Annotated in this window: 16 protein-coding genes; 9 read left to right on the top strand and 7 right to left on the bottom strand. The window is 50.2% G+C overall.

Annotated elements, in window-relative coordinates; genetic code table 11:
- Both ACJHVI_RS00690 and ACJHVI_RS00685 read right to left on the bottom strand, forming a co-directional pair.
- The coding region (locus tag ACJHVI_RS00690) for a transposase (protein WP_483182662.1) at positions 1-292 on the bottom strand (292 nt) is incomplete at its 3' end.
- Positions 293-822: 530 nt separating this feature from the next.
- Positions 823-1,320: a c-type cytochrome gene (locus ACJHVI_RS00685; protein WP_483182661.1), complete on the bottom strand. Its 498-nt coding sequence runs from the start codon at positions 1,318-1,320 to the stop codon at positions 823-825.
- A 109-nt stretch (positions 1,321-1,429) separates the two neighbouring features.
- Here ACJHVI_RS00685 and ACJHVI_RS00680 point away from each other — a divergent pair, with 109 nt between their 5' ends.
- Together ACJHVI_RS00680 and sppA are read left to right on the top strand one after the other, a co-directional pair.
- Entirely contained in the window at positions 1,430-2,365 is a 936-nt protein-coding gene (locus tag ACJHVI_RS00680; RefSeq protein ID WP_483182660.1) for an RluA family pseudouridine synthase, read from the top strand.
- A complete protein-coding gene (sppA, locus tag ACJHVI_RS00675; protein ID WP_483182659.1) occupies positions 2,365-3,309 on the top strand; it encodes a signal peptide peptidase SppA in 945 nt (314 codons plus the stop codon). The genes ACJHVI_RS00680 and sppA overlap by 1 nt, the downstream gene beginning before the upstream one ends.
- Here sppA and ACJHVI_RS00670 read toward each other — a convergent pair.
- Positions 3,253-3,843, bottom strand: coding sequence for a Maf family protein (locus ACJHVI_RS00670; RefSeq protein WP_483182658.1), 591 nt, complete (start codon positions 3,841-3,843; stop codon positions 3,253-3,255). The two genes, sppA and ACJHVI_RS00670, sit on opposite strands and share 57 nt — an antisense overlap.
- A gap of 28 nt (positions 3,844-3,871) precedes the next feature.
- Here ACJHVI_RS00670 and ACJHVI_RS00665 point away from each other — a divergent pair, with 28 nt between their 5' ends.
- Positions 3,872-4,774: an LpxL/LpxP family acyltransferase gene (locus tag ACJHVI_RS00665; protein ID WP_483182657.1), complete on the top strand. Its 903-nt coding sequence runs from the start codon at positions 3,872-3,874 to the stop codon at positions 4,772-4,774.
- Here the strand turns inward: ACJHVI_RS00665 and ACJHVI_RS00660 are convergent, their stop codons facing one another.
- Complete coding sequence (locus ACJHVI_RS00660) at positions 4,775-5,437, bottom strand: heme exporter protein CcmB (protein ID WP_483182656.1); 663 nt, start codon at positions 5,435-5,437, stop codon at positions 4,775-4,777.
- A 114-nt stretch (positions 5,438-5,551) separates the two neighbouring features.
- Here ACJHVI_RS00660 and ACJHVI_RS00655 point away from each other — a divergent pair, with 114 nt between their 5' ends.
- Positions 5,552-5,785, top strand: coding sequence for a hypothetical protein (locus tag ACJHVI_RS00655; protein ID WP_483182655.1), 234 nt, complete (start codon positions 5,552-5,554; stop codon positions 5,783-5,785).
- Between the two features lie 46 nt (positions 5,786-5,831).
- Here the strand turns inward: ACJHVI_RS00655 and ACJHVI_RS00650 are convergent, their stop codons facing one another.
- The 3 genes from ACJHVI_RS00650 to smpB are packed head-to-tail and all read right to left on the bottom strand — an operon-like array spanning position 5,832 to position 7,300.
- Complete coding sequence (locus tag ACJHVI_RS00650) at positions 5,832-6,110, bottom strand: GNAT family N-acetyltransferase (protein WP_483182654.1); 279 nt, start codon at positions 6,108-6,110, stop codon at positions 5,832-5,834.
- Positions 6,091-6,819, bottom strand: coding sequence for an MBL fold metallo-hydrolase (locus ACJHVI_RS00645; protein ID WP_483182653.1), 729 nt, complete (start codon positions 6,817-6,819; stop codon positions 6,091-6,093). Before ACJHVI_RS00645 ends, ACJHVI_RS00650 begins: the two co-directional genes overlap by 20 nt.
- Before the next feature lie 10 nt (positions 6,820-6,829).
- A complete protein-coding gene (gene smpB / locus ACJHVI_RS00640; RefSeq protein ID WP_483182652.1) occupies positions 6,830-7,300 on the bottom strand; it encodes an SsrA-binding protein SmpB in 471 nt (156 codons plus the stop codon).
- A 58-nt stretch (positions 7,301-7,358) separates the two neighbouring features.
- On the opposite strand from smpB, the gene ACJHVI_RS00635 reads away from it, so the two are divergent.
- The 5 genes from ACJHVI_RS00635 (at position 7,359) to ftsL (ending at position 10,001) form a co-directional block, all read left to right on the top strand.
- Positions 7,359-7,799 carry a type II toxin-antitoxin system RatA family toxin gene (locus ACJHVI_RS00635; RefSeq protein ID WP_483182651.1) on the top strand — a complete coding sequence of 147 codons (441 nt, stop codon included), beginning with the start codon at positions 7,359-7,361 and terminating at the stop codon, positions 7,797-7,799.
- On the top strand, positions 7,780-8,079 hold the full coding sequence (locus ACJHVI_RS00630; RefSeq protein WP_483182650.1) for an RnfH family protein: 300 nt from the start codon (positions 7,780-7,782) through the stop codon (positions 8,077-8,079). The genes ACJHVI_RS00635 and ACJHVI_RS00630 overlap by 20 nt, the downstream gene beginning before the upstream one ends.
- A gap of 280 nt (positions 8,080-8,359) precedes the next feature.
- Positions 8,360-8,815 (top strand): division/cell wall cluster transcriptional repressor MraZ, encoded by a 456-nt coding sequence (mraZ, locus tag ACJHVI_RS00625; RefSeq protein WP_115219335.1) that lies wholly within the window; start codon positions 8,360-8,362, stop codon positions 8,813-8,815.
- Positions 8,812-9,738, top strand: coding sequence for a 16S rRNA (cytosine(1402)-N(4))-methyltransferase RsmH (rsmH, locus tag ACJHVI_RS00620; protein WP_483182649.1), 927 nt, complete (start codon positions 8,812-8,814; stop codon positions 9,736-9,738). Before mraZ ends, rsmH begins: the two co-directional genes overlap by 4 nt.
- Positions 9,735-10,001: a cell division protein FtsL gene (gene ftsL, locus ACJHVI_RS00615; protein ID WP_483182648.1), complete on the top strand. Its 267-nt coding sequence runs from the start codon at positions 9,735-9,737 to the stop codon at positions 9,999-10,001. Before rsmH ends, ftsL begins: the two co-directional genes overlap by 4 nt.
- The last annotated feature ends 1 nt before the right edge of the window (position 10,002 follow it).

Below are 10,002 nucleotides of genomic sequence, written 5' to 3'. Positions count from 1 at the left end.
TAAGACGCCCTGTCATCTGTTCGGGAGAATATTTTCTCTCAATCAGATGATTGATGTAGGCTTTAGCAAAATCACTGAGTTGATAAGCGTTTTGCTTTTTACGATCTTGTGCCATTTCTTGAGCTTGCAGCGGTCGATAAGCTCTTTTACCTATATTGCGTTTGATCTCTCGGCTGATGGTAGATTTATGGCAGCCTACGATATTGGCTATTTCGCTGTATGAATAAGCGCTTTTCTTAAGCACGGATATTTGATACCTTTGTTCTTGTGTAAGATGTGTATAGTGTTTCATAACGTTCTGATAGGTGAGAGTTGATGAGCAAGTGCAACACTGCACATCTTACATCTTCTCTCTTCTCTATTAAACGTTGCACTTCAAGATTGAATCTAAGGTTTAATTTTCAGAATTTCTGACTTCTTTTCTTGATTTTATAGTCGATTCATAGCAAAGGCGAACGCTTAAAATGCTAGGTTTCCTATTGTTTTAGCCAGTACATAAAAATCGTGTTTTATTTTGATCTGAATTGACTATATATCAGCGATATTAAACGGTATTTTTAAAAATTGCCGGCTTAATGCTGCATCATGCTAATTGTCCGTCAATATTGTTGAGATGTACCGGTATTTGGGCGTGAAGTATGAAATTGAAAAAATCGCGTAGCCGCAGCTGCGATGTCATCTAACATTTTTTTAGCAATGCTAAAGTCTGCAATGTCTGCATCAGATAGAGGATGATGTCGCCTGCATTTAAGATGTTTTTCTGTGAAGAATAAAGTAGATATGTTGGTATAAAAAATGCCCCTTGCGGGGCATGAGATGAATTTATTGTGCTTCCGCGACAGGCAGGCTGCCGGTGTCGATGTCGGCTTTGATGAGCATGAAGGAGACCATTTTTTTGAAGTCTTCGTCGCTGATTGCTGCGCCGCCTTTTGCCGGCATAGCGTTGATGCCTTTAATGCCTTGTTCGGCAAGTGCTTCTACACCGCCACGTTCGTCAATTTTGGCTTGCCATGCGGCTTGGTCGCCTTGAACGGGCGCGCCTGAAATACCGGTGGCATGACATGCGGCGCAGACTTTGTCGTAAGTGGCTTGTACGTCGAATACGGCGGCAGCGGCTTCGGCAGGCGCATCGCTAGAAAGTGTCAGTTTGCCGAAAGGCGCGAGGCTACCTGCTTGCAGTTCGCTTTCGTCTAAGGTGTGTCCGGTGGTGTCGGTGCCGCCATAGAAGAAGAAGGGAAGAATCAGGAAGAGGGGCATGAAGATGCCTGCAACCCACATGATTGCTTTTGCGTAAAGCGGTATGGTTTCGATTTTTGCCATGATGAACTCCAAAAAAGGTAGAATTACTTTTTTATAATGCGGACGAAATTTTAGCATAGTTTGCAGGAAAAGCGGCAATTGCTGTGAGGTGTTTTTTAAGGAGTTGTTTTTGAATAAACTTGATGTTGAAAGCGTGCATTTCATTAAGGTGGAGAGCGGCGACGAGAGGCAGCGGATAGATAATTTTATCCGCAAGCGTTATCCGAGTTTGCCCAAGAGCCGGATTTACCAGATGCTGCGCAAGGGCGAGGTGCGTTTGAATAAAAAACGCGTCAAGCCCACCGATAGGCTGACTACCGGTGATGAGTTGCGCATGCCGCCGATTATTGATGCACAGCGCGCTTTGACGACGGTGCCGCCGTTTTGGCTGGAGCGGATTCGGCAGGCGGTGATTTATGAAGACGCGCATTTTCTGATTTTGAATAAGCCTGCCGGTATCGCGGTGCATGCGGGCAGCAAGCAGCAGTACGGCTTGATTGATGCAGTGCGCGCGATTTGGGGTGAGGGTTATGCGGAATTGGCGCATCGTCTCGATCGTGGTACTTCCGGCGTTTTGGTGCTGGGAAAAAGCCGCGCTGCTTTGGCGGGTTTTCAGGCGGCGATGCACTCCGGCGAGGTCAAGAAGCGTTATTGGGCTTTGGTCAGCGGCAAATGGCATCCGCAGATTAAGGAGGTGCGCATTCGTTTGGAAAAAGCAATGATGCAGGGCGGCGAGCGCATGGTGCTGAGCAGAGGCGAGGGACAATGGGCGCGGACGTATTTCCGCATTTTGCGCGATTTTAAAGAAGCGACTTTGCTTGAGGCTGTTTTGGATACGGGGCGTACGCATCAGATTCGCGTCTCGGTGCAGAGTAAGGGACACGGTATCGGCGGCGACGGCAAATACGGCGACGATGCCTTTAACCGCCGTTTGCGCAAGGCGGGTTTTCACGGCATGTTTTTGCATGCTAAGGAAATTCAGTTTGCCTATGAGGGCGATGAGATTTGCGTGCAGGCGCCTTTGCCTGATGCGCATCAGCAATTGTTAGATAAGGGGGATTTTTAATGACTTTAGATGAAGAACGTGCTTTGGCGGCAGTGGCGCATGAGGCGATTAAGGAGATGCGCGCGCGCCGCCGTTGGAAGATTGCTTTTCGCATTGTGATGATTTTATTGGTGCTGCTGTATGTGGCGGCGATTGCTACCCACGGTTTTAAAAGAGAGACTTTGCCGAAGGACGGTTTTGTGGCGATGGTGCGCGTAAACGGCGTGATCAGCGCCGATGATTACGCCAATGCGGAGGATGTGAATCAGGCTTTGGGTGAGGCTTTTGCCGCAAAAGGGGTGAAAGCGGTGTTTATCGACATCAATTCGCCCGGCGGTTCTCCTGTGCAATCGGGTAAGATTTACCGCGAGATTATGCGCTTAAAGCAAGAGCATAAGGTTCCTGCTTATGCTTTTATCAATGATATGGGGGCTTCCGGCGCTTATTATGTGGCGGCGGCAGCAGATAAGATTTATGCCGATCCTTCCAGCGTGGTGGGCTCGATCGGCGTAATTTCGCAGGGCATGGGCTACGGCGATTTGCTGGATAAATTGGGTTTGCAAAACCGCACTTATAAGGCGGGCGAACACAAGGATTTCCTCAATGGCGCCAAACCCGAAGATCCGCAGGAATTGGCGCATATGCAGGGCTTGCTGGATAATCTGCATCAGCAGTTTATTCAAGCGGTTAAGACAGGACGCGGCGAGCGTTTGCAGGATAATCCCGATTTGTTCAGCGGTTTGTTTTGGTCGGGAGAGCAGGCGCTGGCTTTAGGTTTGGTCGATGCTTTAGATGATATGACGGTGGTGCTGAAGTCCGAATTTAAGAACGCAGAGGTGGTCGATTACACCGCTGCGCGTTCGATGTGGGAGGAAGTGCTGCGTCATACGGCGATGCAGAGCAAGGCTTCATTGCGACAGATAGGGGGCGTCGGTGAGCAGGTTGAGGCGATATTGCGCAAATAGCTCTTGCAGGGCGATGAGCGGCAAGCCGATGAGGGCATTGGGATCGCGTCCGATGAGGCGCGAGAACAGCAAAATGCCCAAGCCTTCCGATTTAAAGCTGCCGGCGCTGTTAAGCGGCAGCTCGCGTTCGACATAGGTGCGGATTTCTTCAGGACTGAGTTCGCGGAATTGGACGCTGAAGGGCTCGATAAGAGAATGCAGGGTATCGCCTCGGCGTAGGCAGAGTCCGGTAAAAAATTGTACTTCCCGTCCTGAAAAGCGCGAGAGTTGCGCGATGGCATTGGCGATGGTGTGCGGTTTGCCGAGAATGTCGCCGTCGATGGTAGCGACTTGATCGCTGCCGATGACAAAGGCTTCTTGGGGCGCATCGACGGCTTGGGCTTTGCTGCGCGCAAGGCGTTCGACTAGAGCTTGCGGGCTTTCCTGCGGCAGGGGGCTTTCGTCGATATTCGGGCTTTGGGTGCTAAAGCGCAGTCCGAGATTCTCTAATATGGCTTTGCGAAAGGGCGAGGTTGAGGCTAAGATGATTTCCATAATATTTTGCTCGTAAAAAGGATATAGTGTGCAGGATTTGAAGGCAATTCGCCATCTGAAATTTATTGCTTACTGGTTTTTGCTGGGTTTGCTGTGGCTGGCGGTGCAATTGCCTTGGCGGGTGCGTATGGCGCTTGGCGCTTGGATTGGACGGCTGATGTTTGCCTTGGCGAAAAGCCGCCGTCATATTACGGAAGTGAATTTGCGCCGCGTATTCCCGCAGCGTTCGGAGCAGGACTTGCAAAGGGCTTTGCGCCGATATGCCGAGAGCGTCGGGCAGGGCATGATTGAAACGGGCATGGGCTGGTTTTGGTCGGAGGCACGTTTGCGCAAGATTTCGCGGATTGAGGGCGATGCGGCGGCATTGGCGAAAGTAATGGATAAGCGGCAGCCAGTGGTTTTAGTGGGGCTGCATACCACGCTGATGGAATTGGGCGTGCGTTTGTTGGGCATGTATGTGGATTCGGCGGGCATGTATCGTCCGCTGAGTAATCCTTTTTTTCATAAATGGATTAAGTATCAGCGCGGACGTTCGGCAACGGAATTGGTGCATTTCAAGGATATGCGCGCGGTGCTGAGGATTTTGCAGTCCGGCGGCAATTTATGGTACGCACTTGATCAGGATATGGGTATCCGCACCGGCGTTTTCGCGCCGTTTTTCGGGATTGAGGCCTGTTCGGTAAATATTTTGCCGAAATTATCGCAGCGTACGGCGGCAGCGTGGATTCCGGTGTTTATTTGGCGTGAGGGGCGCGAGTATGTGGTGCGTGTGGGGGCGGAAATTCCTCAATATGAGGGGCAGAGCGATACAGAAGTGATGACGGCGGTCAATGCCGCTTATGAGGCGGAAATCCGCCAATATCCCGAGCAGTATTTTTGGCTGCACCGCCGTTTTAAAACGCGCCCCGAGGGCGAGAAGCCTTGGTATTAGTCAGGGCAATGCCTGCGCCTTGATTGCCATACTGCTGAAAGGCAGGGCAATCAGCATGGAAAAGAGCATGAGTGCGCCGAGCAATGCCATTTGTCCGGTGCCGGAAAAGCCGAGCAGCACGTCATGTGTGGCTTGCACGCCGATAATCAGGGCGGGAATGTAAAAAGGCACAACGATAAGAAAGAGCAAAAAGCTGTTGTGCGATTCGCCAAGTGTCAGCGCCGCGCCGATTGTGCCGGTAAGCAGAAGGCAGAGACTGCCCAGCATCAATAGCACCGTCAGTTGCGGCAAAACGCCAAGCGGAATATGGAGCATAAAGGCAAAGAGCGGCAGGCAGAGCAAGAGCGGCAAAATAAAGCGCAGCCATGCGGCGATGATTTTCGCGGCGATGCCCAGCCATAAATCCTCAAGATGGATGCGGTCTTGGGAAAGGGTGCCGTCGTTAAAATCGCTGCGCAAGAGTTGTTCCGCGCCGAGCAGGGTGGCAAGCAAGAGGGCAAGCCATAATGCGGCAGGGGCGCTGTTTTGTAGTGCCTGATTATCCGCACCCAGAGATATGGGAAAGAGGCAGAGGGTCAGGGCAAAAAAAATCAGCGGTTGAATAATGCTTTGCGGATTGCGCCAGTTGGCAATCAGTTCGCGGCGGATGAGCAGACTTAACATATTTAATTAAATTTTAGGATAAAGGTTTTCGTATAAGTTTTTCTCAAATATAATAACATGCAAAATTGGTTTGAAGCATGTGGATGTTTAGCACTGAGAGGCAGTTGTAGAAAAATGAAAAAAGCAAGTTGGGATATTGATGCGGTGTTACAACGTCACGGTACTTTGATGATTAAATTATGGCTGCAGGCGGCAAAGCGTAGCGGTTTGTCGAAAGAAGACAGCCGCTTGATTTTAAAAGAGGCGACAACGGGCAATTATCTGCATTTGATTTCCACGCTGCAAAAATACAGTGTGCCGCTTGATAAGCGCCTGACTTCCGCGCAGCAGAATTATATTGCCAAGTAGCGCAGCGCATGACCGCAAAAACCGCCTTTCGGCGGTTTTTTTACAGTTAATCGGCTATGACGTCTTGGTATTTTTCCGCATGGCGGGCGAACATGCTTTGCACATAGCTGCATTGCGGCACGATTTTGACTTGGTTTTCGCGGGCGTAGGCGACAAGCGCGTCGAGCAATTGCGTGGCAATGCCTTGTCCGCGGGCGGCAGGGCTGACATAGGTATGGTCGGCGATGATTTGCTGCTCCGATGCCAAGGGAACGAAGGTAATTTCGCCTAAGATATCGGAGCCTTTGAGGTAGGAAAAACCGTTTTCATGTTGTTGAATCATCATCTTCTCCTGTGTTGTGTAGGACTGCTTGCAGCGCGCTGCGGCTGATAGGCTCGTAGGGCATGCTGCGTGTTTTAGCCGCTAATTGATTGCGGTAGCGGATAAAATCGGCTTCATCATCTATCATGAGGAAAGGATTGCCGGCAAATTGTTCGCCGAGGGTGGATTCTTGCGCGATGCCGTAGTCGTGCCCGACCCAAATGCGCGTATGGGCGGGAAGTTGTTTTAGTTTTTGCAGGCTGTGGAATAGGGTAGCAGCGTCGCCGCCTGCCAGATCGGCACGTCCGCAGCCGTAAACAAAGAGGGTGTCGCCTGTGATGAGGTCGTCGCCGATGCGGTAGCAGGTGCCGCCTGCGGTGTGTCCTGCCGTATCGAGGACGGAAATCGTGGTATCTGCGAATTGGATTTCATCGCCCTCGCTGAGCAAAATGGCGTCTTCGGGGCAGTCTTTCCATAGCGGGTATTCTTTGGCATTGATGAATAGGCTGACGGCTTCGTCATATAGGTCCATGACCGCGTTGACGTGGTCATGGTGGCTGTGCGTGAGCAAGATGCCGACAAGTTGCAAGCCTTCTTCCGCCAGCACTTCTTTGATGCCTTCCGCGTCCCAAGCGGGATCGACGACCATGGCTTCTTTATGCACATGATCGGCGATGATGTAGATGAAATTATCGTGGTCCTCGGTAATCAGTTGAATGATTTCATGTGCCATGAGTGTGCTCCTATTGATGATTTTTCATAACGCGGGCTTTTTCGCGCTGCCAGTCGCGTTCTTTATTGACTTGGCGTTTATCGAATTCTTTTTTGCCTTTGGCGATGGCGACATCGACTTTGACAAAGCCGTTTTTCCAATACAGATTGATGGGGGCGAGGGTGTAGCCGTCGCGTTGTGCCGCGCCGATTAATTTGGCGATTTGGTGTTTGTGCAAGAGCAGTTTGCGCGTGCGCTGCGGGTCGGGGAAGACGTGCGTGGATGCCGACGGCAGGGGATTGATAAAGGCAGCGAATAAAAAGACTTCGCCGTTTTTAATCAGGATATGGCTTTCTTTGATTTGTACGCGCCCGGCGCGCAAGGCTTTGACTTCCCAACCTTCTAAGGCGATGCCCGCTTCAAAATGCTCTTCCAGAAAATAGTCGTGGAAGGCTTTGCGGTTGGTGATGATGTTATTATCCTGGGTTTTTTTCTTTTTCATGGTATCGATTTGGCTGGGCAGGGGTTACAATGCCGCTGTTGATATGAGGGAAGCTATTGTGCCACAAATCCGAAAATCTAAAAAATTACCTTTTTCTGCACAGCAGATGTTCGACTTGGTTGCCGATGTGGAGCAGTATCCGCAATTTCTGCCTTGGTGTGCGGCGGCAAGGTTAGTGAAGCGCGATGAGATGGAAATCATCGGTACTTTGACTGTGGAAAAAGGCGGTTTGCGCAAATCCTTTACTACGCGCAATCGCTATCAATATCCGCAATGGATGAATATTGCTTTGGTGGAAGGACCGTTTAAACATTTATCAGGACGTTGGGAGTTTCTGCCGCAAGAGCAAGGCGGCTGCGAAGTGCGTTATGAAATGAATTTTGAAGTACCGTTTTTCCTAGCTCCGATTTTAGGCGGCGTAATGGAATATATGGCAAATACGATGGTGGGTGCTTTTGCAGAAAGGGCGGCGCAGGTATATGGACAAGACGCTGATTAATATAGAAGTTGCCTACGGCGAAGCGGCCAAGCAAAAAATCATTGCCTTGCAGGTTTATGAAGGAATTACGGCGTATCAGGCGGTGGAGCGTTCGGGGATTGTGCGCTTTTTTCCGCATTTGGATTTAAGCAATATAGAGGTCGGTATTTTCAGCAATGCCTGTGCTTTGGATACGTCTTTGCGGGCGGGCGATCGGGTGGAGATTTACCGCCCCTTGCTTTGCGATCCTAAGGAAATGCGCCGGCAAAGAGCGCGAAAAAATAGCGGCGCTTGTGGATAAGTGCAAAAAACGAAAAAATTTTTTTCTTGACAAAAAATAGCGAAAAAAATCAGTACGGCGACTTTAAGTCGCTGTTTTTATGCTCGAAATAAATCATCCCACAATCTTGCACCAAAGATGGAAAAATAAGGTTTTTAGGCAAAAATCGGGCTTTTTATCCACAATAAAGGCGACTTATCCACAATCGGAGAACGGCTAAATCTAAGCCTGATTGCAAAAAAAAGAGAGCTGTCTATAATGTGGGAAAAAGTGCAACGTAAGACCAAAAAAGACCAGAATCATGTTTCGCGGTATCTATGAATTATCCTTAGACACAAAAGGGCGCCTTTCGGTGCCGGCGAAGCTGCGTGCGATTTTGGAGGAAGAAAGTGAAGGTTTGGTGACCTTAACGGCTGATTTGGATAAAAATCTGCTGATTTACACCACGAGCGAATGGCAAAAAGCCTCGAGCAAATTGGAAAGATTGTCCAGCGTCGAACCACGCGCACGCTTTATCAAGCGTCTTTATTTGGGTCATGCCAGCGATTGCGAGCTGGATAGCACGGGACGGATTTTAATTCCGCCGATGCTGCGCAAATATGCCAATTTGGATAAGAAAGTGGTGCTGACCGGCATGGGCAATAAATTAGAGCTGTGGAATCAAGAAGCTTGGGAGCAAATCAATTTGGCGGGTATCGAAGCCCTTTCTGCCGAAGGATTTGATTTCGGAGAAGAAATCGGGGCATTGTCTATATGAGTGCACATATTTCGGTTTTGCTGCAGGAATCGCTGTCGGCGCTTGAGATTCGTCCCGACGGTTGGTATTTGGACGCGACCTTCGGACGCGGCGGACATAGCCGTGCGATATTGGCGCAGCTCAATGAGCATGGGCGTTTGTATGCTGTGGATAGAGATGCGCAGGCGGCGGCGGAAGCGGCTTCGATTAGCGATCCGAGGTTTTATTTTGCCAAAACGCCTTTCGGGAATATTGGCGAGGCTTTTTCCGCCGAGCAAGGCTGGCGGACAGGCTGTTTGCATGGCGTTTTGTTTGATTTAGGCGTGTCTTCGCCGCAATTAGACGAGGCGATGCGCGGTTTTTCTTTTAATAAAGAAGGATCTTTGGATATGCGCATGGATCAGGAAAGCGGCATGTCGGCGCGCGATTGGCTGCTTTCGCATGATGAGGCGGCATTGGCGCGCATTATTCGCGATTTGGGCGGCGAGCCGCATACGGTGGCGAAAAGAATTGCCAAAGCGGTTTTTGCAGTTCGCGAGCGTTTGCAGACGACGACGCAATTGGCGGAAGTAGTAGCGGCAGCGATGCCGAAAAAGTTTTATCGCCCTAATTTCCACCCTGCCACGCAGACCTTTCAGGCGCTGCGCATGGCGGTCAATGACGAATTGGGCGAGATTCAGCGCGGATTGGATGCCGCGGTGAATTTATTGACAAGCGGCGGTGTGCTGGCGGTTATCAGTTTTCACGGCGGCGAGGATGCGTTGGTCAAACGCTTTATTCGCGCGCAGGAAGGCGAGGCTTTGCCGGCGGAAATACCGAGCGATAGGGGGCGGGTCAATCAGGTTTTAGCCTTGATTAACCCTGTGATTAAGCCGTCGGCAAAGGATGTGGCGGCAAATCCGAGATGTAGAAGTGCGCGCTTAAGGAAGGCGGTAAAATTATGAAATGGTTGGCATTGATTTTTGCAGGATTATTATGCGGCGTGGCGCTTAATGGTGTGCGTACGGCGGTTTTCGCGCAGGAACATAATTCTTTGGTGGCTGAGGTGCAGCAATTGAAAAATACCCGCGATCAGCTCAATGCCGATTGGACGCAATTATTGCTGGAGCAAAAAACTTTGGCGAATGACCATATGGTGGAGCAGGCGATTGCCAACGGTTTGAATCTGCATGTGCCGGAAGCTAAGCAAGTAGTGTATTTGCAATAGT

Source organism: Suttonella sp. (assembly GCF_056855035.1).
This window is presented reverse-complemented; position numbering and strand designations above follow the sequence as displayed.